Here is a 23336-nt window from a genome sequence, read left to right as displayed (position 1 = left end):
TGCTTTGTTAGTTGAAATTAAACATTAGTTACAAATGATAACGTGACGTTTACAAGTTAACCTTTCAGACTTAACTTTCTCAAGCGTCATTAATTCAAAAATATTGAACTGGCAGGTACCCCATGGATAGGTTAATCAGCATGAAAAAAATGACAATCCCACTACTTTGTATTGCAGCACTGACTTCAGGTTTAAGTGGTTGCACTGGTCAAGAAGATGAAACTAAAGAAGAAGAAAAATACGCCGTCCCGGTAGAAGTTTCACAAGTCACCCAGGGTAATGTGTCTTCATTTTATAGCACGACTGCAACACTGGAAGCGCCAGAAGAAGCCCATGTCGTTACTCGAATTGCGGGCTTAATTGAAGAAATTAACGTTGAAGAAGGTGATCGCGTCACTAAAGGACAGGCTTTAGCAACCATAGATGCTAAACGTCAGCACTACGATTACAAACGTTCGCAAGCAGAAGTTCAGATCATTGAACAGGAATTGAATCGTTTAAAGCAAATGAAAAACAAAGAATTTGTCAGCCAAGATGTAATGGCCAAATTAGAGTTCAACCTACAAGCGGCTATCGCACAGCGTGATTTAGCAGAGCTACATGTCATAGAAAGCCAAATCGTGTCACCCATTGATGGCATCGTAGCCATGCGACATGTGAAGAAAGGCAATATGGCTAAAGAGTTTGAAGAACTATTTTATATCGTCAATCAAGACGAACTTCACGGCATTGTTCACTTACCAGAGCAGCAATTAACCAGCCTGCGTTTAGGTCAACAAGCTAAAATCAGCAATCAATATTCAAACAGTGGCAAGCAATCAACAGCCAATGAAATTATTGCAAATGTGCTGCGTATTAGCCCGATTGTCGATGCACAAAGTGGCACATTTAAAGTCACTATCGCCATTGATAATACTAAAGCAAACCTTAAAGCAGGCATGTTCACTCGCGTAGAGCTAAAATACGACACTCATGAAGATGTGGTAACAGTGCCTTTCAATGCCATTATTAATCAAGATGATACCCAAGCCTTGTATGTTATTGAAGATAACACAGCAACCCGCCGCGAAGTACGCCTAGGGTATCGTGAAAAAGATAAGGTCGAAATAATATCAGGGGTTAACCAAGGAGAGCAGATCGTTATCCGTGGCCAACAGAACCTCAAAGATCAATCATTAGTTGAAATTATTACCCCGCTTTCTTATGCCAAAAACAGTCTAAACGCTAAGTAAGGAAGCCATTATGTCATTGATTAATACCTCGGTTAAACGTCCAGTTACCGTGTGGATGTTTATGCTCGCCATAATGCTATTTGGCATGGTCGGGTTTACACGCTTAGCAGTGAAATTATTACCAGATTTAAGCTACCCAAGCGTCACAGTGCGCACCGCTTATGATGGCGCTGCGCCTGTAGAAGTGGAGCAACTCATCTCGAAACCGATTGAAGAAGCAGTCGGTGTGGTTAAAGGCTTACGTAAAATCAGTTCTATTTCACGCTCAGGCATGTCAGATGTTGTGCTTGAGTTTGAATGGGGCACCAATATGGATATGGCAAGCCTTGAAGTGCGCGAAAAAATCGACACTATTGAGCTGCCATTAGACATCAATAAACCATTACTACTTCGCTTTAACCCTAATTTAGATCCGATAATGCGTTTAGCTTTGTCTGTACCTGATGCAAGCGAAACCCAGTTAAAAAGCATGAGGACCTTCGCAGAAGAGGAACTTAAACGTCGTCTTGAAGCGCTTTCTGGCGTCGCTGCGGTCAGGTTATCGGGCGGGTTAGAACAAGAAGTGCATATTTTGTTAAACCAACAAAAACTGCAGCAATTAAATCTTAATGCCGATGACATCAAACGTCGTATTAATGAAGAAAACATCAATTTATCAGCGGGTAAAGTGATTCAAGGTGATAAAGAATACCTAGTTAGAACCTTAAACCAGTTTAACTCTCTTGAAGAACTACGAGATGTCATAGTTTATCGTAACGGCCAAACCTTGATCCGTTTACGAGAAGTGGCAGACATTGTCGATGGCTATAAAGAGCGCAGTGATGTCACTCGTATTGGTGATGTAGAATCTATCGAATTGGCTATCTATAAAGAAGGCGATGCCAATACGGTTTCTGTGGCGCAGAAAATACAAGCAGAGCTGAATAACATCAATGCTGAATCTGAAGAAAACCAGTTAAAAGTCATTTATGACCAATCTGAGTTCATTCAAAGCGCGGTGAGTGAAGTTACCGCAGCAGCATTATTTGGTAGTTTGCTTGCCATGTTGGTAATTTATTTATTTTTGCGTGACATTATTGCCACCTTAATTATTTCAATCTCGATCCCCTTCTCTGTCATCGCCACATTTAACATGATGTATTTTGCTGAAATCAGTTTAAACATTATGTCACTGGGTGGTATTGCCTTAGCTATTGGCTTATTAGTCGATAATGCGATTGTGGTATTAGAAAACATTGACCGTTATAAAGCCCAAGGCTTAGCAAGGCTAGATGCTGCTGTAAAAGGCAGTAAAGAAGTGGCAGGGGCGATTTTTGCCTCAACGTTAACCACGCTGGCCGTGTTTGTTCCCCTTGTGTTTGTCGACGGTATTGCAGGGGCACTTTTCTCAGACCAAGCCTTAACTGTAACTTTTGCTCTTTTAGCTTCACTGTTTGTAGCGTTAACCGCCATTCCAATGCTGGCATCACGCCAAGGCTTTACTCAATTACCTGAAGAAGTCACTGAAGCGCCAAAAGCAAAACCCACGACAACAAAAGGTAAGATTGGCTATTACGCAGCGATGATACTTGGCTTTCCTTTTAAAGTACTACTGAGCTATTTACCTAATGCCCTACTGAACTTGGTCATTATCTTCACGCGATTCTTCTCGTGGTTATTCAGTCTGGTAATGCGTCCATTAAGTGCAGGGTTTAATTTTTTCTATCGCTTTATTGAAAGAATTTATCATGGTGTTTTAAAGCATGCCATGTCTCATAAAGTCGTCACAGTCATCATCGCAGTTATGTTAACTCTTGGCGCAGGAAGTTTATTCCCAAGATTAGGCGTTGAACTTATCCCACCGATGAACCAAGGTGAGTTTTACGTCGAAATCCTTTTACCACCAGGCACAGCAGTACAAAAAACTGATGCAGTACTAGAGCAACTCGCCTATTCAATCAGTGACAACGAAGATGTTAAGCACACCTTTAGCCAAGCGGGTAGCGGTGGCTTGATGACTTCAGATACTGCCCGCGGTGGTGAAAACTGGGGACGTCTTCAAGTGGTACTAGAAAACACGCACGCTTTTGACAGCGTCGCAGCCACTTTACGTGAAACAGCAAGACGTATTCCGGCATTGGATGCAAAAATTGAGCATCCTGAATTATTTAGCTTTAAAACGCCATTAGAAATCGAGTTGTCTGGTTATGATTTAGCTCAGCTAAAACACAGTGGCGATCAACTCGTTTCAGCGTTGTCGCAATCAAACCGATTTAGCGATATCAATACTTCACTTCGTGATGGTCAACCTGAGATCAGTATCCGTTTTGATCACGCACGACTAGCTGCACTTGATTTAGATGCGCCAACAGTTGCGAGCCGTATCGCCCACCGCGTTGGCGGCACGATTGCCAGTCAATATACTGTGCGCGATCGCAAAGTGGATATTTTAGTGCGCAGCGAACTAGCAGAACGTAACAACATTGAGGATGTTAATGCATTAATTATCAACCCCAATAGTGAACATGCTATACCACTGAGCGCCGTTGCTGACGTATCGCTACAAGTTGGTCCATCGGCGATTAACCGTGTCAGCCAACAACGTGTGGCTATTGTGTCGGCAAACTTAAGTTATGGTGATTTAAGTGAAGCGGTAAAGGAAGCGCAGCAAATCCTTAATCAACAGCAGTTCCCCTCTTCTATCCAAGCGCGCTTTGGTGGCCAGAACGAGGAAATGGAACACTCTTTTGAGTCATTAAAAATTGCCCTTATTTTAGCGGTGTTCCTCGTGTACTTGGTGATGGCGAGTCAATTTGAATCCTTGTTGCATCCGCTATTAATTCTTGTGGCAGTGCCTATGGCTGTTGGCGGAAGTGTGATTGGTTTGTTTATCACTGGCACTCATATTAGCGTGGTGGTGTTTATCGGATTAATTATGTTAGCCGGTATTGTGGTTAATAATGCCATTGTATTAGTCGATAGAATTAACCAGTTACGTAAAGAAGGCATCGAGAAAGATCAAGCCATTAGCACAGCTGCAAAATCACGTCTTCGTCCAATCATGATGACGACCTTAACCACCACACTCGGTTTATTACCGATGGCAATTGGTGTCGGTGATGGTAGTGAAATTCGAGCGCCAATGGCAATTACTGTGATATTTGGCTTAAGTATGTCAACCATGCTGACCTTGCTTGTTATCCCTGCCCTGTACGGCATTTTTGATAAAAAAGATTATCAACAAACGGCTTCGGAACAGTCGAACTCTGATGCGACCTCTACACTTACTACGGAGGGTCAGTCATGAGTCAAGAGACTAACACAGAGCAACAAGGTTTCAGTATCACAAGGCTCGCGATTAAAAGACCTGTGACCACCAGCATGTTCTTTCTTGCTATTTTATTATTTGGAATGGCATCAAGTCGCTTGCTGCCACTGGAAATGTTCCCTGGTATCGACATTCCACAAATACAGGTCAATGTGCCTTATAAAGGCTCAACACCTGCTGAAGTGGAGCGTGATATCACTCGCGTGCTCGAAGAGTCTTTAGCCACCATGAGCGGAATTGAAGAAGTCCGCTCAAACTCTTCTCAAGATGGCGCCAACATTCAGCTGAATATGAAATGGGGTGAAGATGTCGCGACAAAAAGCCTTGAAGCCCGTGAAAAAATTGATTCAGTAAGGCATTTACTGCCTAAAGATGTCGAACGCGTCTTTATTCAGCAATTTTCAACTGCTGATATGCCAGTGCTTACCATTCGTATTTCAAGTGAGCGTGAATTATCCAATGCATTTGATTTGCTGGATAAACAATTACGTAAACCCCTTGAGCGAATCGAAGGCGTGTCGAAGGTCACCTTATATGGCGTTGACCAAAAGCAGATTGAAATTCGTCTTGATGCTGATAAGTTAGCCGCATCTGGGATTAACCCATCAGAACTGAGACAACGTCTGCAACTTGAAAACTTTGTTATTAGTGCGGGAACGGTTCGTAACAATAACCAGGTATTTCAGGTGTCGCCTAAAGGTGAGTTTTTATCTTTAGAAGATATCAAAGCGGTTAAACTCAATACCAACACAACCCTTGGCGATATTGCTTCGGTTAAATTTACTTTGCCAGAACCTTTTGAAGGTCGTCATCTAGATCAAAAATACGCTGTGGGCTTAGATGTATTTAAAGAATCTGGCGCTAATTTAGTCCATGTTTCTGAACGTGTATTAAAGGTAATTGAGCAAACTAAACAAGATCAACAATTCCAAGGCATTAAGCTATTTGTGATGGAGGACCAAGCTTATGGCGTTAAGTCCTCACTGCAAGACTTATTAATCTCGGGCTTAATCGGTGCCTTCTTATCTTTTGGCGTGTTATACCTGTTTTTACGTAACTTAAAAATGACCTTAGTCGTGGTATCGTCAGTACCCATTTCAATTTGTATGACTCTGGCTGGTATGTATTTACTGGGTTACAGCTTAAATATTCTATCAATGATGGGACTGTTATTAGCGGTGGGTATGCTGATTGATAATGCGGTTGTGGTTACCGAAAGCGTATTGCAGGAAAAACAACGCAATGGCTTAACAGGCCAAGAAGATACTAAGCCTCAATGTCAAAAAACAAACGAATCTGCTGTTCTCACAGGCGTTGAAAAAGTTGCTTTGGCGGTACTTGCCGGCACTTTAACTACAGCCATTGTATTTTTACCGAATATCGTTGGCGTTAAAGTCGAACTGACTATTTTCCTTGAGCACGTCGCTATTGCGATTTGTATTTCACTTGCGGCTTCATTATTGGTGGCGAAAACCCTAATACCACTAATGCTGACCAAATTGCATTTTGAAATTGAAACCGAAGAAAAAGAATCCAGACTGCAGCGTTATTATCAGCGTAGTTTAACCTGGGTATTGGCCCATTCAAAAATCTCAGGGGTATTAGCAGTATTGATACTGGTTTCAACTGCCCTGCCTTTGAGTTTAGTTAAACAAGATCAATCTGATGGCGAAGGAAATGACCGTTTATATATCAATTACCAATTAGAAGGTCGACATAACCTTAAAGTCACTGAAGCGATGATTAACCAAATGGAAGACTACCTTTATGGCAATAAAGAAGCTTTCATGATTGATTCTGTTTATAGCTATTATTCAGCTGACAGTATCCAAACCACTATTTTGCTGCAAAAAGACATTGAAACTCCAATGTCAGAACTAAAGAAAACCATTCGAGAAGGTTTCCCTAAGTACGCCGCAGCTACGCCACAGTTTGGCTGGGGAAATGAAAACTCTGGTTTAAGGATCACCTTAACGGGTCGCTCTACCTCTGAGTTAATTACCTTAAGCCAGCAAGTAGTCCCGTTACTAAGTGCTATTGAAGGTCTAGAGGATGTCCGTTCAGAAGTGAATGCTGCCCAGCAAGAAGTGATTGTGACTATTAATCGTGAAATGGCCGCTCGTTTAGATTTAAAACTCAACGAAGTTGCCTCTCACATTTCAATGGCACTGCGTGGAACCCCGCTGCGCTCATTTAGACATGATCCAAACGGCGAATTACGTATAGAGTTAGCTTACGATAAAAGCTGGCAACGTTCTTTAGAACAACTAAAACAGCTGCCTATTATTCGTCAAGGAGAGCGCGTCTACAGTTTAGATAACTTAGCTGAAATAACCATTCAGCCACGCTTTGACACTATTAGGCATTATAACCGTCAAACCGCATTATCTATTGGCGCAAACGTTAACGAAATCACTACCGAAGAAGCCCAAGAACAAATCGAAAAAGTCATGCAGAATGTTAATTTTCCTTATGGATATGACTACAGCCTGCGAGGCGGTTTTCAACGTCAAGATGAAGACCAATCGATTATGGCGGTTAACATGATTTTGGCATTAGCAATGATTTACATCGTAATGGCAGCGCTATTTGAATCACTGTTGCTTCCAACTGCGATTATCAGTTCGATTTTGTTTTCGATTACTGGGGTGTTTTGGGCATTATGGATTTCAGGCACACCAATGTCAGTGATGGCCATGATTGGTATCCTAATCTTGATGGGAATTGTAGTTAACAACGGCATTGTGTTGGTCGATCAAATAAACCAAATGACACCAAAATTAACTGACCTGTCAGCTACGATTAAATCAATATGTATTACCCGCTTACGTCCAGTGTTAATGACGGTAGCAACTACGGTATTAGGGCTAGTTCCATTAGCTATGGGCGACACCCAAATTGGTGGCGGTGGGCCACCATACTCACCAATGGCAATAGCGATTATTGGTGGTTTAAGTTTCTCAACTGTCACCAGTTTGTATTTGGTGCCTTTGTGTTACCAAGCCTTATACCGAATCCGTTATCAATCATCTGTTAAATTAGGTTTAGCTGACAAACGGGCTAAAAAACTGCTACCTTGGACTTAATAAAAGGATAAATAGGCCAAACTGCTCCATTAAATGGACAGTTTGGCCACATAGCACAGGAACTCATCATGACCCGTACATCACTTAGCTGCTTACTTGCACTCTCCATCACCAGCTTTTCAACTCTCGCTGACGATGACCGATTTAAAGATGTCACTATCACCTCCCAGAAACTCACCGAAAATGCTTATATGTTCACAGGTTCAGGTGGCAATATCGGCGTATCAGCAGGCATTGATGGCATCTTAATCATCGATGATCAATTTGCGCCTTTAGCCGATAAAATAAGTGCTACGTTAAATGAAATCCAAGCGGGTAAACCTAAATACGTTATCAACACCCATTATCACGGCGATCATACTGGCGGAAATGCGCTCTTTGGCGAACAAGGGATTATCTTTGCCCACCATAATGTATTAAAACGCCTAAGTGCCAAAGAAGGCACACCCAAAGCTGCCCTCCCTGTTGTGACTTATTCTAAAGATGTTTCCATCCGTTTTAACAATGACACATTAACCTTAAAACACATGGGACCTGGCCATACTGACGGTGACAGTGTGGTGTTCTGGGAAAACGATAACTTAGTTCATATGGGTGATTTATTCTTTAAAGACCGTTTCCCATATGTGGATTTAAACGGTGGCGGCTCAGTTATTGGTTATCGAGACAATGTTGCCAAAGCATTAACCATGATGGATAAACAGACTCAAGTGATACCAGGCCATGGTGAACTCGCCAACAAAAATGACTTAATGAAATTTAAGCATATGCTTGATGACTCGATTAACTGGATGAAAAAGAAACTCACTCAAGGTAAAACACTTGAACAAATCCAAGCTGAAGGTGTACCGGCAAAGTGGAAAGATTGGAGCTGGAACTTCATCACTGAAGAAAAATGGATTAATACGCTATATCAGGATTTGAAAAAGTAACGTATTAAATCACCAAAGCTTAGATGACTATAAAGCTTGTGAATATCACAAGCTTTTTTAATTTCGATTGATTCACTAGTTGTTTCTAAAATGCCATAACACCCAATAAACCGGCTTTAAATCCTTACCGCCAACGTTTTTAATCGGACTCGCGCAGTAATACAACCATTGCCATGAGGCCAAAAAGTCTTTGGATTTTTGCCAAATAGCTTCACCGCCTGCTTGTCGGTAAGCTGTGATGGTTTTAGAAATACGTTCGCTATCTGCGCCTAAATAGCGATACAAGCTGTGAATATAAACCAACAAATCACGGATTTGTTGCTCTACCACAGGTCCCTTTTGTTGATTAGCTTCAAAATCAATAAATTTAACTTCACCACTGCGCCAGCTAATATCTCTAAGTGCTGGACGGCCGTGAGCTAGTTGCATTTGATGTAAGTCGGCTAGCGCTTGGCTTGAATCATTCAAAATGTTTTGCTGCTCTGTAGCTGCAATATCATTGTTATCTAACCAATCACGTACTGTGCGCCCAGCATCTTCAATCACCAAATATCCTTCACCATTAGCCACCACTTTGGGCACAGGCGCTCCCTCTGCGTCTAGCTGCTTTAATACTTGGGTTTCTTTAATTAGGGCTTTAGCAGAATCTGCTTTTAAAAAACGCATTGCACCTGTTAGCTGCTCAACTTGTTTTAACCAGTAACGCTTACCATGATGTTCAAACTGACTGATCCGCTCCCCTTGGTTTAATACCAACATTAGGGCGACTTTGTCTTTAAAAGATTGCATTTGAGTCATAACAAGTATCCACAACTGATTTGTATATTCAGTATCCGGACAAATCGTCAATCGAAGCAAATTTAGCAAACAGTATCAGAGTAAGTTTTACTTAACTAGTAATTAGTGCAATTACTCTACAAACACCTCTTACATTCAAATAACATGATATGCACAAAATTTAACCAGCGAATATCTATGTACCGTTAAACAAAAACCAATATCAGCCCGAATGACGCCCACAAAAAAAGCGCCAACAATAGCGCTTTTTCCAGTCATAAGGAGTTGTATCAGAACTCTTGAATTAGCTACGAATTAATCGAGAACTTATTCAGTCGTCAATTAAGACTCCAGTGGTATTGCTCTGTTTTCAAGTAAAACAGGAATACCTTCAGTAATTGGGTAAGCTAACTTGTCAGCTTTACAAATCAATTGATCTGCTTCTTTATCAAATTCCAGCTTACCTTTACATACTGGGCAAGCCACAATCTCAAGTAATTTTTTATCGAACGCCATGGAGGTTTCCTTGTTTAACTTTGACGACTTCTTTTAGTCGATTCAAAAATGCTGTATCAAAACTTTCATTAAGCTTCGCATTAACTGGCAAATACCACCAGTTTTGTTGTGCAAAATCGCGACATTTAACCGCATCTTTCTCGGTCATAATCAATGGCATCTGCAAAGACAGCTGCGTAAGCTCCTTCTCATCAAAGGCTTGATGGTCTTCAAATGCTTTTGTTTGTTTAATTGTATAACCCAATGTCACTAAGCTATCGAAAAATCGCTGCGGATTTCCGATGCCAGCCATTGCTATCGCTTCTTGCTGTTGCCATTTTTCATCATTCGATGACAGTTTTACCGCTTTAAGATCAGAAGGTTCAAGAGTCATAGCAATTTCATTTTCTTGCGGGCTACCACCATTATTAATGGCCCAATCAATCGTTTTTAAGCGCCATAAACCTTCACGTAAAGGCCCTGCTGGAATCAAACACTGATTACCATATCGGCGCTGACCATCGACAATAGCCAGTTCTATATCTCGGGCTAAAGCATAATGCTGCAAGCCATCATCACTAATGATCACATCAACATCAAATTGAGCTAACAGTGCTTTAGCGGCATCAATACGTTTAGCACCGACAACCATAGGAACCTGCGTTCGAGCAACTATCATTGCTGGCTCGTCACCCACTTCGGTAGCTTTATCTGCAACATTAACGGCTTTTACACCGTCTATATTGACGCCGTAGCCACGACTTATCACCCCAGGCTTATAACCATGTTGGCGCAATAAGTTAATCAAATAGATAACAGTGGGGGTTTTACCGCTGCCACCTGCGGTGATATTACCGACGATGATGACAGGAACAGATAAGGTCTCAGCTTGGCTAATTCCCAGTTTAAAGCCGAGGCGTCTTATGTATGACACTAGGGAAAACAACCCACTAAGTGGCAATAACAACCACTTAGCTGGATGGCCTTGATACCAAATTTTGTTCACTAACCCTTGCATTTAGTTACCAAACTGCATTTGATACAAGTTAGCGTAAATACCTTCTTTAGCAACAAGATCCGTGTGTGTACCACGCTCAACTACCGAGCCTTGATCAATCACTAGGATTTCATCTGCTGATTCAATCGTTGAAAGGCGATGGGCAATCACGATAGATGTACGGTTATGGCGTAAATTGTCTAAACCATGTTGAATCGCTTTTTCTGACTCAGTGTCTAATGCTGAGGTCGCTTCATCTAAAATCAGCACTGGTGCATCACGTAACATGGCGCGTGCAATGGCAATACGTTGACGTTGTCCACCAGATAACAACACGCCATTCTCGCCTACCTCAGTGTCTAACCCTTCCGGTAGCGTTTCAATAAACTCCATTGCGTAAGCAAGTTCAGCCGCTTTGACAATTTGTTCACGAGTTACTTCACCTGGGTAAGCGTAAGCAATGTTATTAGCAATAGTGTCATTGAATAATGTCACTTGTTGCGAAACAAGCGCCACTTGATTACGTAAAGACGTTAACTTGTAGTCATAAATACTAACGTCATCAAGGGTAATATCCCCTTCTGACACGCCAGTATAAAATCGGGTCATTAGACTAGCAATCGTTGATTTACCTGAACCACTTCGACCCACTAAGGCAATGGTTTTGCCTTGCTTAACTTCAAAATCAATATTGGTTAAAGCAGGTTTTTCGGTATCAGGATAACTAAAAGTCACGTTATTGAACTTCAAGTTACCTTTAACGCGCTTCGTTTCAAATTCACCAGTATCTGATTCAGGTGCGGTATCAAGTAATTCAAACACTGTAGTACAAGCTGCGATACCACGTTGGAATTCAGCATTAACACGGGTTAAGTTTTTGATTGGTTGAAGCATAGCCATCATTGCGCCTAGAATTGCCGCAAAAGTACCCGCTGTGATGTCATCCTTTAAAGCAGGAAATGTTGCTGCATATAGTACAAATGCCAGTGCGAATGAGCCAATGACCATTATAACCGGTTGGCTGATTGCTTGGGCTACAGCCAGTTTCATGTTCTGATGGCGGTTAGAATCATTAACTTTAAAGAAACGGTCCACTTCCGTTTTTTGTCCACCAAATGCCAACACATTTTTATGACCTTTAATCATTTGCTCAGTGGTAGCGGTTACGCCGCCCATGGCTGACTGAATTTGCTTAGAGACTTTACGAAAGCGCTTACTGACCACACTAATAACAACGCCCATCAATGGACCTATCACTAAAATACACAGGGATAACTTCCATGAATAAAAGAACATAATAGCCAGCATCGCAATGACGGTTATAGAGTCACGAACAATAGAAATCAACGCACTGCCTGATGCACGAGCGATTTGCTCTGTATCAAAGGTCACCCGCGAAATTAAATTGCCGCTATTTTCTCGATCAATGTAGCTCACAGGTAAACGCAGATAATGCTCAAACACTTGTTGACGCATATCCATAATCAACTTCGCACTCATATACGAGACACAATAAGTCGATACAAAGTTAGCAATGCCGCGCAAAGTAAACATACCAATGACCACCAGCGGCGCCATTAGCATAATATCTTTATTGGCGTTAAAGCCGCCGTGAGTTGGAACATCGACTTCGACGCCACCGACTACAGCAGGAGCTTGACCAAAACCTTCGTCAATAAAAGGTTTAATGAATGCAATGAAAGCTGCATCGACAAGGCCATAGGTTAACAGACCTGCAACGGCTAATAGGAACATTCCTTTCATCGGAATGAGATAAGTAAGAAGGCGTTTAAATACGCTCGACATTTCATTATTAATTGTTGTCATTGATTACATTAACACTTGAATAGCAAACAAAGGCCACATTCTACTCTGCTTTAACTTTCTCACCAAATCTAAACAGCTTGTTATACCAAAACGGTGCAATATCTGAACGATATTGACGAATCGCATAACTTGACGAGTTGAAATCGATAGTTATTTGACCAGAGTTCCCGCTAATCAGTGTTTCAACTCCTCTTGTTTTATATCGCTCAACAACATCTTTTTTAGGAAATCCATATTGATTTGCAAATCCCGCAGTAAAAATAACCTGCTTTGGCGATACAGCATCAATAAACGCCTCAGATGATGAAGTGCGACTACCATGATGTGGTGCTAACAAAATATCAGTGGGTGATAACAGTTTGTGTTCTACTAAATATTGTTCAGTGCTTTTTTCAATATCGCCAGTCAGTAGTACCCGGTGCTTACCATCATCAACATATGCAATACATGAGCGGTTATTGTCATTGGTGGCAGTGGGGTTTGCAGCAAGGCTCACAGTTAAATCAGCCCATTGGAATTGACGATTTACACAGTGGTTAAGTGCATTGTCTATTGTTGTGGCTGTTTCTGTGGTTGTGTCTGTTTTTGTGTCTGTTGTTATTCCTGTGTCTTTTGGGATGCCTATTTTTGTGCCTTTTTGGGTATCTGAGCCTGAGCTTAGGTGAAGATCAATAATACTATTTGCAGTCATTGCATCATAATGCGCTGCTGTATCACTGATAATCACTGCTTTGGGATAATGCTGAGCTAACACCTTTAACCCTCCCGAATGGTCATTATCGTCATGACTCACAATAATATAATCCAGACGATTAATTCCTTTTGCTCTCAGAGTTGGCACTATGACGCGATCAGCATAGCTAAAGCTTTGACCGTAAGCTGCGCCAGTATCATAAAGTATCGCCCTATTACCTCGTTGTACCAGCACCGCCATACCTTGACCGACATCTAGCACATGTACGTGCCAGGTCTGTTGTTGACCAAATGGCTCTTGCTGTAACGGTGCTTTCGACTCAAATATACTCACTGTTAATTGTAGAAAAAATGGCACACACAACAAACCAACCACACATCGCCAAGGGGCATCCACTGCCCACTTTAATAAAAATAACCCTAAAGCAAACATCATTAAACAGACAACCATCGTATCGGGTAAATACACTAACGCCATTGGCCACTGATCGCTTTGACTAATAAGAGACTCAAAAGGCGCAAGAGAAATATCCCCTAAAGCCATCAATTTAGCACCAACTAGCTGCCTAACGCCTTCAGTGAGCGGCAATATCATTAGGATTATATTCCCCACCAAGCCAATAATACTGAGCGGAATGACCACAATACTAAACCAAGGCACCATCAATAAATTGACCCAAATACTGTTAATGGAAATGGTCCCAAACAGTATCGCTTGCAATAAACCTAACCCAACAGCCAATCGCCACTGTATGGCCCAAAATGTTTGCAGATATAACAGGGTTTGTTGTTGATAATGGCGGTAAGTCGATTTGAAATTTTGATATAATAACCGCTTATCTGCTGATACTTCCTTGGTCTTTAGCCCTTCATCAAGCTCGTCACTTTCCTTTTCATCGAACTCGTCCTCACGATCCTCAAGCTCATAATTACTGTTATTATTAGTGCCATAATTATTAGCTTCATCAACTGCATTATTCTCAGTGTTTGTTTTAGTTGCGGTGTATTCAAGGGTAAACAATATGATCCCCAGCGCACTGAAAGACAGCCAAAAACCAGCACTTAAACTCGCAAAAGGATCAATCACTAATACAGCAAACAGTGCCCAAGTAAGCCGCTGCCATGGGGATGAATGATGATTTACGATGGACAGCATCACCAACATTAATAACATGACGAGTGCACGCTGGGTTGCAATAGCAAAACCAGCTAAATAGCCATATCCCAATACGGTTAACGATGAAAACATCATCGCAAGTAGCAGGTTTCTGCGACTAAAAACAGGTGCGAAGTGTTGCAGGTTATGACGGAAGATAAACCAAAACAAGCCAAACACGACTGACAGGTGTAAACCAGATATCGCCACTAAGTGCCCTGTACCTGTTTGCCTTAGTTGTTGCCATTGCATTTGAGTAAGTTCAGATTTGTCGCCAAACAATAACGCATTCAACACCGCCCCATGGGATAGTGAATGTAATATTGGCGTCATCATATTGATGATCGATTGTCTTAATGGCACATCATAATGAACAAGTTCAGCCTGCTTAACGCGACCTTTAGCAACAATATGACGACTCAATAAATTCTTTTGCTGATTAAATCCGCCTTGATTAATCGGACTGGTTATCGGCTTCATTCGCGCCGTAAACAGCCATACCTGGCCCACTTTTACTTCAGGCGGTTGTTGCCATGAGAGTCTATAGTTAGTGTCATAAAAACTATTTTGCTCAGAAATCAAACGAATGTCGAAACTTATCCAGTCGCTGTTTGTGCTAACTAGTGATACTATCTCTGCCTTGAATTGTTTTTGAACAGGAATTTCAGATTCGTGTGAATAAAATAATGAATAAAAACAAAAAGAAACTAATAAAAGCCCACTAAATGCTCCGCTGATGAACGGCCATTTTATGAGGCAAGATAAAGCGACAATCAGAATGATAGACGCCATCCATATAGGAAGTAAGCTTGGCAACATATTGCTAAAAAGCATACTGGCGCAAAAACCATAAATGAATCGATTTATCATTGATTAATTAAAGACAGTAATCGCGTATATGCCAAAAAAATTATTACAAAAATTTATGCCGAATCCTGAAACATTACGTAATCACAAATATTTACGTGTTTTCGGCAAATTATTAGATAAACCTAACCTTTGGAGCTTAAATCGTAAGTCAGCTCCTGGCTCATTTGCGATTGGGTTATTTGTTGCTTGGCTTCCGCTTCCATTTCAAATGGTCATTGCTGCTGGCATGGCGATATTTTTTAACGTCAATATTCCACTGGCAGTTGCACTCGTTTGGTTAACAAATCCAATCACTATGCCATTCATGTTTTATGCGGCTTATTTACTGGGCTCGAAAATATTAGGCATGGAAACCACTCACTTTAACTTTGAAGCCAGTTGGCAATGGGTTGAAAGCTCTATTGGCACCATAGGCCCACCATTCCTATTAGGGTGTATTGTTTACGCCTTTATTTTTGCTTTTATCAGCTTTTTTGTGATTAAGAGTCTTTGGAAATATTCAGTATTATTCAAATGGAAAAGCAGGAATTAGTCTGTAAAAAACACCATAAAAAAGTCAGCATGTTTGCTGACTTTTTTTATAATCTTACCGACTAATTTGGTATTATCCCTGCGTTATTAGTTCAAGCTCATTCAAGATGATTAAGTTTTCGATAACTCAATACCATTAAATGCACACACAGTAATCCACTAAAAGCACAGCAGAAAAATACCATAGCAATTGACTCAACAGAGGTCATATCTTCAGCATAAAGCCACCACCATAGTGGCCAGCCAACCAGCGACAAACCCGTTAATTGCCACATGCAGGCTTTACACCGTCCAATCTTTTGCTTAAAAATGGATTCTTGGCATTCATCACAAGCCATCTAGTTTTCCTCAAGCTTGGTCATATACTCATCCTTTAGCAGAGCAAAAAAACATTCATCACCCCAATGGCCTTTAAAAAAGATATTTTGATGGTAATGACCTTCTTTTCTAAAACTTAACTTGGTTAATAAAGCCATTGAAGCTTTATTGTTGGCGTCAGTTGTCGCCACAATACGGTGTTTATTCAATTTAAAAAATAAGTACTCAATTACAGCAGTAACGGCTTCATAGGCAAAGCCTTGTTGTTGATATTGCTGCGCCAATGTAAAACCGATTTCCATTTGCTGCTCATCAACAAAATGCAGTGCAACATCGCCCATAATCTGCTGAGTTTGTTTATCTGCAATAGCCAATTGAAACCACTGACCTGGTTGACCGAAGGTTTGATAATCCATTGCTGCATAAAACGCACGTGCTTGTTCAATATTGTAGTCAGTCCAGCTCTGGTATTGGGCGATTTTCGGGTCGGCTCTATATTCGGCAAAGAAGGTCAAATCCTCTTCCCTAAAGGCACGTATGCTCAAATGCTGAGTTACTATTTTAAAGTCCATATTGGTAACCTTATATACCCTGTAATCATTGACCAGCAGTTACTTTTCTATGTGTCACTTTTTTACTTGCTACTTGCTACTTGCTACTTGCTACTTGCTACTTGCTACTTGCTAAACTTTAAACGATGTTCACCCAAGCCATACTAATGAATATTTCCTTAAAGCTAATACTTAAAGCCAATACTTAAAGCCAATACTTAAAGCTAATACTTAAAGCTAATACTAGTTAGCCCCATGTCGCATGTTTAATTCTCGCCACTAAAAAATCTACCGCAGCTTTTACTTTGGGCACGTGATAGCGTTGCTTTTGATATATCAAGTAAACCCCAAAGTCAGCGCTTTGGCTGGCTGATAGCGGTGGCTCAAAATCAAGTTCTTGTAGCTCGCCTCGGTGTAAAAAAGGCGATAACACCCATCTTGGCATCATGACAATACCATCACCTTGTTTGGCTTTTTCAATCAACCACTCCCCAGCATTGCTAATGGCAGCTGCAGGAGCTGACACATCTTGCCATTGACCATCGATAAAACTTAACCAAGGTACTCTGCCATTAGGCGAGCGATAATATAACCCTTTATGCTGTGACAATTCAGATGGATGATGAGGAGTGCCCATTTGCTGCAAGTATTGCTCGGTCGCTGCAGGAATAAATTGATTGTCCATTAACCGAATCGCTACCACTCTGTCATTTGGGGCGTATCCGCCCCTGATCGCGATATCAACATCATCCCGACCAACCGAAGACAGCTCATCGCTGAGTTCAATATCAAGAATAACTTTGGGGTATAAACGAGAAAACTCATCCATTAAGGGAATAAGTACTTCACGGCCAATCCCTACCATCGCACTGATCCGCAACGTCCCCATTGGTTCTGTTTGATAACTTCTAACGGCTTCATTACTTTGCTCTAATTGGTTGAGCAGCGAAGATACTTGTTGATAATACTCAGTACCAATCTCAGTTAAGCTAACCGCACGTGTAGATCGCTTTAATAAGGTTGCCCCTAAACTTTTCTCTAAATCAGCCACACGACGTGACAATGATGAAGCAGGCACTGAAAAAGTCTTAGCCGCTTGAGTAAAGCTGCCTAATTCTACGACTTTGACAAAATACTTAAGGGCTCTTAATTGATCCATAAATCATCCATTGTTGTCATAAAAGCAATAAAGAATCGCTTTTTAGCCACTATATCTTATAAAAAAGAAAAGGAATAATAACTTCAACAAACAATATATCGAACCCAATGAGTAAAAGGATATTTCAATGAGCACCTATACCGCCATTAACCTTGTCAAACGCCCACAAGGTGGCCCAATCACTTCAGATATTTTTGAAGTGGTTCAAAAGCCAATGCCTACTGTTAAACCAGGTGAATTACTGGTTAAGCAAAACTACATGTCATTGGATCCGGCTATGTTTGGTTGGATGCAACCAGAAACTGATAGCTATATTCCACCGGTTAATTTAGGCGATGTAATGCGCAGTAGTGGTGTTGGCGAGGTCGTTGAAAGTAATCATCCTGATTTTAAAGCCGGCGATCGCGTGATGGGGATGATGGGTTGGCAAGAGTACTTTGTCAGTGAAGGTAAAGGCTTAAACAAAATCGATGCACCACTCCCTGACGAAGCAATTTTATCGGTCTTTGCCCTACCAGGTTTAACCGCAACTCAAGGTTTATTTAATGTCGGCAAACCTAAAGCTGGCGAAACAATCATTGTCACCGGCGCAGCGGGCTCTGTAGGCTCGATTGTAGGGCAATTAGCTAAAGCTGATGGCTTACATGTCATTGGCGTTGTAGGCAGTGATGAAAAAGCTGACTGGATAGTGAACGAGCTTGGTTTTGATTCTGCAATAAATTATAAAACAGCAGACTTAGCTGCAGAATTGGATAAGTTAGCCCCACAAGGGATTGATTTATTTTTTGAAAATACCGCAGGCCCGATTCAAAACCTAATTGTCGATAGAATGAATCCACATGGACGCGTCATGGTATGTGGACTGATTGCAGATTACAGCAAACAGACACCTGCCCCAGGACCGAGTTGGATGAATATCCTTAAACGACGGATTACGGTGCAAGGTTTTACTATGCCAGATCATTACGGCGAAGTACCAAGCCTATTAGAGAAGTTAACCCCTTATGTGCTACAGGGTAAAATCAAACATCGTGCACACGTATTAGAAGGCCTTGAATCATCAATTGATGGGTTAAATTTATTCTTTAGCGGTGGCAACAAAGGTAAGTTGATGGTGAAACTGTAAGTCGGTTAAGTCGTTTCTCTCCGTCGACTTTTGCACTAATCAATTTCAGTGAGTTCTAAAAACCGCTTATTAGCGCTACATTCCCAAAATGTAGCGCTTTTTTATGCTCAGTTAACTCAACGACGTTATCAATGTCACAGCACTCTGATGACTTAATAGCGGTTTTGGTTGGGAATAATCTTAATGTTGGCAAGAAGCTCATCCAGTATGTTACGAACAACCCTTTCTGCATCAGAGTAAATTGGATGTTGATGATTTGCTTGCAAGTAATAAATGGCGTAACTCAAGGAAGTCGGTAATAACTTATTAAGTCGCTGAGGCGCCTGGTAACAATAATATTCTTCATAATGATGGCTAGACAACTCATCGACCAGAATAACGCTATTGTCGGTCAGTAAATGATTCGCCAATATCGATTGTGACTCAGAGCGATATTTAAACCTAAACCCTTCCATTAAATCAGTGTTTTCTAGGATCCCCTTAATACGATTAATCCCACTGAGTATGACACCCGCAAAAACATGGTCTTTGAAACCACTATTTTCCATTCCCTCTTCAATCCATTTATTTTCCGTTCTGCTAACAAAAATGGGTTTTGATTCTCTGATAGGTATTTGTCTAATTTCTTTTGGTGCATTTAATGGAAACAGGTTAAAACCAATATGAACATCACCATTGATAATTTGATCAAGAGTATGATCGTTCCAATGAACAAACGAAATTCTCGCCTTTGGCAAAATCTTTGAGCTGATCTCTACGAGTGGTTTTGAAATGATATCAATCAGTGGACTGGAAATCGCAAATGTGATCTCGCCGTCAAAATCGGCCTGATTAAAAAACTCATCAGGATATAACTTTTTTTCTAATAACATCAGCTCAGCAGCTAAACCTTCACCAATCGTTGTAGCTCTAACAGTAGGCACTAAATGACCTTGACCCTTGATGAATAGTGGATCGCCAGTTGCCTCACGTAACTTAGATAATATCTGGCTTACAGCTGATTGAGAGATACCTAATTTTGCCGCTGCACCAGTTGTACTACGCGTAATATACAATTCATTAAATACACGTAAATAGTTAAGGTTTATTTGATCTGAATACTTTACGTACATGCGTTAATCCTTGATAAATACGCCCTAATATTAGCATAGCTTATAGTTATTATAAGTAGCCCGCATCACAAGTGTTAACTAAGATTTGCGTCGTTTAAATGACAACGACATTTAGTTCACATATGTATCCAGGGGAAGCACGTGGCAAATCAGTTTACTGAAACCGAATTTAACAAAGAAAGTTTTTCGAGTGTGTTAAGACAATACCGTAAATCGTATCGTCTATCTCAACAAACTTTAGCTGATGATTTAGCCAATAATCACAGCCTGTTCAAAAACATAAACCAGTCAATGGTGAGTCTTTGGGAAAAAGGTACTATTCTGCCATCTTTAAATCGAAGAGTAGGTTTAGCGAACTTTTTTAACCAGTGTTATCAATACGACGAACATGAATTAAAAGTTATCAGAAAAGCTCGTAAAAATCGTATTCATGATGGCCAAATGCCAAACATTTACAATTACAGCATTAATCAAATTAAAGAATTTTGGTTTGATGAAATGGCTGAAGATGACAAAGAGTCGATATACCAAGCGCATAAAGTGCAAAGCGGTTACGACTTTAATGAAACCCTTGAACACATTGGATGTAAGCGTTTAAAGGTTGTATGTTTTTACTATAACAATTCACTTATCGGGCACCTTGCCTTTTGTGTTGCACAAAACGGCTACCTGAAACTGGCAAGTGTCGTGGCAATTGATAAAACTATTCGTATGAATATTTTCAAATTCATACAAACATTATCGTCAGAACTTGTACTGCTTTTACCAAGCTTCATTAACTATTATAGCCATTTGTTTAATGATATTTACCTTGAACAAGTGCCAACAAGCGGCCCAATCACCTTGCATAGCGCTAAGAGTGAGAGTTTGTTTAATAATCCATTTATTAAACATGTACTCAACGGTAACGATGACTTGGCATTACTTCGTTACGAGCAACATTACGACTAATCGCGCTTATTGTGTAAACAACGCATATTCGTGACGTAAGATTAACGCCTATCAAGTTATTGATAGGCGTTTTTGTTTTTAACTGAGCTGCTTATTATATTAATTCGGCCTTAAAACGATGACCCAGGTTGAGTGAGAAAGGCGATTTCTGCGGCAGTAGACTCTCTTCCTAAAATATTGTTTCGATGAGGATAGCGGCCATATTGCTTTATGATGTCAAAGTGCTTTTTTTCAAACTGATAGTTTGACTCCAAGCCATCTTGATTAAATAAGACGAGTGCCTGCTGATGAATGACTTCAGACTCGCTATGCATGTAAGGCATGTACAAAAAACTACGTTCAGTTGCAGTTAACAGCCTATCTTGCCCCTGCGCCACGGCTTCTTGGGCTAATACCAACGCAAGTGTGTCTGATGCGAACGCTTTTGCAGAATCTCGGTACATATTTCTGGAGAATTGATCCAATACAATAATTTCCGCCAACCGACCTTGAGGCTGCTTTCGCCACTCATATAGTTCTCCAGCCATGGCTTGACTGTGCAGCGTGGCAAATTTAGACATGATAATCCGATCGAACTCGTTGTCTTTTTTAAACCACATAGACTTGTCTATGTCATCAAACCAAAATGAAATCACTTGCTGAAAATCTGTCATCATTAGCGCCTTTAATAGTCTATTGTGTTCAATTTCAGTAACTTTACAATTGTATGCTAGATTTAACTTAATCGTTAATAATGATAAACAAGGGGTATCGATGACAATCCCTGCTCAAAAAACAACCAGCGATACCATAAGGCAAGATCCACTTATTGAAAAAGTGCTCAAACGCTCACCATCTTATGTTGCATCAAGTTTCACTAATGAACAACTCCATGCCATAAAGATGTCATTGGGCCCTAATACTTGGGGCGGACACTTCGTAGATAAACGGGGAACATTCAAATTTCCTTTCATTAAGTGGCGTTTTTATTACGTGTTTTTACTAGGTAAAAACAAACGTGCCTATACTCGTCGAGAAAAGAACCTATCTATGCTGATGATGTTTGCTAGTGTCAGTGGCTTTATCATTATTAGTATGCTGTTTGGACTACTATTGTTGTATCTATTAAAATCGGCACTGGGTATCGACTTATTTCCTGATACGTCTTTAGGGATTTGGGACAGTGTTAAAAGTTACTTTGACTAAGGTAGCTGGTTAGATTTCTACAGGAGAATTGGACTCCATGAGCTGACATTGAGAGGTATTTAACGAGCCAGTAGAATTTCTATTTCAGTAAACCAGCTTCAGAATCGTTAAAATTAAGCCTCTAATGGCGTTGCTACGTGAAATCAAAGGGAGTATCCCACTACAAAATGAATTGTACGGACGGTGTAAACACAGAAATCATCTACATTTTACCACTATAGATTAATTCTACACCCTCAGCGCCCATTTAAGGGCAGATAATTGCTTGTTATATGAGTTTTAGTTGTTTATAGCTGTGAGTAATTCTTTTATCACAGAAGCAACATCTGAATTATTCTCTTTAAAAACAACCTCTAACTGAGGCTTTTGAGCATCCGGAACAAGGTGGTAAATGGAAGCTAAGTAGTACAAGCCTCCCTTTTTAAATACCTCTTTTTCTGCTGAATTATTTTTTATAAGTTGTATTAAGTGAGAGTGCGCTCCAGAAAGCAAACTCACAAATTCCAACAGATCATGATTACCAGACTCTCCACCAAGCGAGAATGTTGAATTTTCAAGGTCAATCACCCAACCAGTTTGTATCTTTATAATTGAAAGAGTTGTGTTGTCAGCGCCTAAAAATGTTGCACTGGTTGCGGTTGTACCTTGAAGCTGGAAATCAGAACTTGTAAGAGGAGATATTGTAAGGCTATATGCGTCAATTAGCTCAGCGTATTTTTTCTTTCCGTATGTTTTTACGTACAGCTCCTCGAAAGCAGCACTACTCTTCATTGCATCAAGAAAGCTAAGCAGAATTTTTTCTTTTGCAGTATCTCCAACTAGGACAGACTCACAAACACTTGAACTTTCATTTATGCATTTACCCAATAATGAATCTAAAATCGAACTAGGAGAATCATCAGCTAAGAGCTGCATACTAAAAAACAATAATAATGCGCCAAAGGTTAATTTCATACTCTACTCAAATAACGCCTCATTCAGAGGCAATAGAATAGCTGGTTAAAATTAGCCAGGCACGAGCAAAAACCAGC

General features: G+C 40.6%; 19 protein-coding genes. 8 read left to right on the top strand and 11 right to left on the bottom strand.

Annotated elements, in window-relative coordinates; genetic code table 11:
* Positions 1–140 precede the first annotated feature (140 nt).
* The 4 genes from L2737_RS10710 to L2737_RS10695 all read left to right on the top strand — a co-directional run bounded on the left by L2737_RS10710 (position 141) and on the right by L2737_RS10695 (position 8557).
* Positions 141–1232 (top strand): efflux RND transporter periplasmic adaptor subunit, encoded by a 1092-nt coding sequence (locus tag L2737_RS10710; protein ID WP_428848385.1) that lies wholly within the window; start codon positions 141–143, stop codon positions 1230–1232.
* Positions 1233–1242: 10 nt separating this feature from the next.
* Complete coding sequence (locus tag L2737_RS10705; RefSeq protein WP_248955697.1) at positions 1243–4518, top strand: efflux RND transporter permease subunit; 3276 nt, start codon at positions 1243–1245, stop codon at positions 4516–4518.
* Complete coding sequence (locus L2737_RS10700; protein ID WP_248955696.1) at positions 4515–7625, top strand: efflux RND transporter permease subunit; 3111 nt, start codon at positions 4515–4517, stop codon at positions 7623–7625. The genes L2737_RS10705 and L2737_RS10700 overlap by 4 nt, the downstream gene beginning before the upstream one ends.
* Before the next feature lie 68 nt (positions 7626–7693).
* Positions 7694–8557 carry an MBL fold metallo-hydrolase gene (locus L2737_RS10695; RefSeq protein ID WP_248955695.1) on the top strand — a complete coding sequence of 288 codons (864 nt, stop codon included), beginning with the start codon at positions 7694–7696 and terminating at the stop codon, positions 8555–8557.
* A gap of 75 nt (positions 8558–8632) precedes the next feature.
* Here L2737_RS10695 and L2737_RS10690 read toward each other — a convergent pair whose 3' ends face one another.
* From L2737_RS10690 to L2737_RS10670, 5 genes are all read right to left on the bottom strand, one after another.
* The gene (locus L2737_RS10690) at positions 8633–9355 is read right to left on the bottom strand and encodes a phosphotransferase (RefSeq protein WP_248955694.1); all 723 of its coding nucleotides are present in this window, start codon (positions 9353–9355) and stop codon (positions 8633–8635) included.
* Positions 9356–9676: 321 nt separating this feature from the next.
* A complete protein-coding gene (locus tag L2737_RS10685) occupies positions 9677–9850 on the bottom strand; it encodes a Trm112 family protein (RefSeq protein ID WP_102528526.1) in 174 nt (57 codons plus the stop codon).
* A complete protein-coding gene (lpxK, locus tag L2737_RS10680; RefSeq protein ID WP_248955693.1) occupies positions 9837–10847 on the bottom strand; it encodes a tetraacyldisaccharide 4'-kinase in 1011 nt (336 codons plus the stop codon). The genes L2737_RS10685 and lpxK overlap by 14 nt, the downstream gene beginning before the upstream one ends.
* Positions 10848–12653, bottom strand: a complete 1806-nt coding sequence (gene msbA, locus L2737_RS10675) for a lipid A export permease/ATP-binding protein MsbA (protein ID WP_248955692.1) — start codon at positions 12651–12653, stop codon at positions 10848–10850.
* 40 nt (positions 12654–12693) lie between these two features.
* Positions 12694–15321 carry a DNA internalization-related competence protein ComEC/Rec2 gene (locus L2737_RS10670; protein WP_346349194.1) on the bottom strand — a complete coding sequence of 876 codons (2628 nt, stop codon included), beginning with the start codon at positions 15319–15321 and terminating at the stop codon, positions 12694–12696.
* A gap of 79 nt (positions 15322–15400) precedes the next feature.
* Here L2737_RS10670 and L2737_RS10665 point away from each other — a divergent pair, with 79 nt between their 5' ends.
* Positions 15401–15904 carry a DUF2062 domain-containing protein gene (locus tag L2737_RS10665; protein ID WP_102528530.1) on the top strand — a complete coding sequence of 168 codons (504 nt, stop codon included), beginning with the start codon at positions 15401–15403 and terminating at the stop codon, positions 15902–15904.
* A gap of 97 nt (positions 15905–16001) precedes the next feature.
* Here L2737_RS10665 and L2737_RS10660 read toward each other — a convergent pair whose 3' ends face one another.
* The 3 genes from L2737_RS10660 to L2737_RS10650 form a co-directional block, all read right to left on the bottom strand.
* Positions 16002–16241, bottom strand: coding sequence for a DUF3624 domain-containing protein (locus L2737_RS10660; protein WP_248955691.1), 240 nt, complete (start codon positions 16239–16241; stop codon positions 16002–16004).
* Positions 16242–16793 (bottom strand): GNAT family N-acetyltransferase, encoded by a 552-nt coding sequence (locus L2737_RS10655; protein ID WP_102528532.1) that lies wholly within the window; start codon positions 16791–16793, stop codon positions 16242–16244. It lies immediately after the preceding gene.
* A gap of 226 nt (positions 16794–17019) precedes the next feature.
* Positions 17020–17931 (bottom strand): LysR family transcriptional regulator, encoded by a 912-nt coding sequence (locus tag L2737_RS10650; protein ID WP_102528533.1) that lies wholly within the window; start codon positions 17929–17931, stop codon positions 17020–17022.
* 127 nt (positions 17932–18058) lie between these two features.
* On the opposite strand from L2737_RS10650, the gene L2737_RS10645 reads away from it, so the two are divergent.
* Entirely contained in the window at positions 18059–19057 is a 999-nt protein-coding gene (locus L2737_RS10645) for an NADP-dependent oxidoreductase (protein ID WP_248955690.1), read from the top strand.
* A 152-nt stretch (positions 19058–19209) separates the two neighbouring features.
* Here the strand turns inward: L2737_RS10645 and L2737_RS10640 are convergent, their stop codons facing one another.
* Complete coding sequence (locus L2737_RS10640; protein WP_102528535.1) at positions 19210–20169, bottom strand: LysR family transcriptional regulator; 960 nt, start codon at positions 20167–20169, stop codon at positions 19210–19212.
* Between the two features lie 141 nt (positions 20170–20310).
* Between L2737_RS10640 and L2737_RS10635 the strand changes: the two genes are divergently transcribed.
* A complete protein-coding gene (locus tag L2737_RS10635) occupies positions 20311–21120 on the top strand; it encodes a helix-turn-helix transcriptional regulator (RefSeq protein WP_102528536.1) in 810 nt (269 codons plus the stop codon).
* Positions 21121–21230: 110 nt separating this feature from the next.
* On the opposite strand, the gene L2737_RS10630 is transcribed toward L2737_RS10635, so the two are convergent.
* Positions 21231–21776, bottom strand: a complete 546-nt coding sequence (locus tag L2737_RS10630; RefSeq protein ID WP_248955689.1) for a DUF924 family protein — start codon at positions 21774–21776, stop codon at positions 21231–21233.
* A gap of 97 nt (positions 21777–21873) precedes the next feature.
* Here L2737_RS10630 and L2737_RS10625 point away from each other — a divergent pair, with 97 nt between their 5' ends.
* Positions 21874–22305, top strand: a complete 432-nt coding sequence (locus L2737_RS10625) for a hypothetical protein (RefSeq protein WP_248955688.1) — start codon at positions 21874–21876, stop codon at positions 22303–22305.
* 279 nt (positions 22306–22584) lie between these two features.
* Here the strand turns inward: L2737_RS10625 and L2737_RS10620 are convergent, their stop codons facing one another.
* Positions 22585–23259 carry a hypothetical protein gene (locus L2737_RS10620; RefSeq protein WP_248955687.1) on the bottom strand — a complete coding sequence of 225 codons (675 nt, stop codon included), beginning with the start codon at positions 23257–23259 and terminating at the stop codon, positions 22585–22587.
* Between the last annotated feature and the right edge of the window lie 77 nt (positions 23260–23336).

Origin of the sequence: Shewanella electrodiphila (assembly GCF_023283985.1) — a bacterium.
GTDB classification, from domain to species: domain Bacteria; phylum Pseudomonadota; class Gammaproteobacteria; order Enterobacterales; family Shewanellaceae; genus Shewanella; species Shewanella electrodiphila.
Note: the sequence above shows the minus strand (reverse complement) of the source record. Positions and strands in the feature narration are given on the sequence as shown.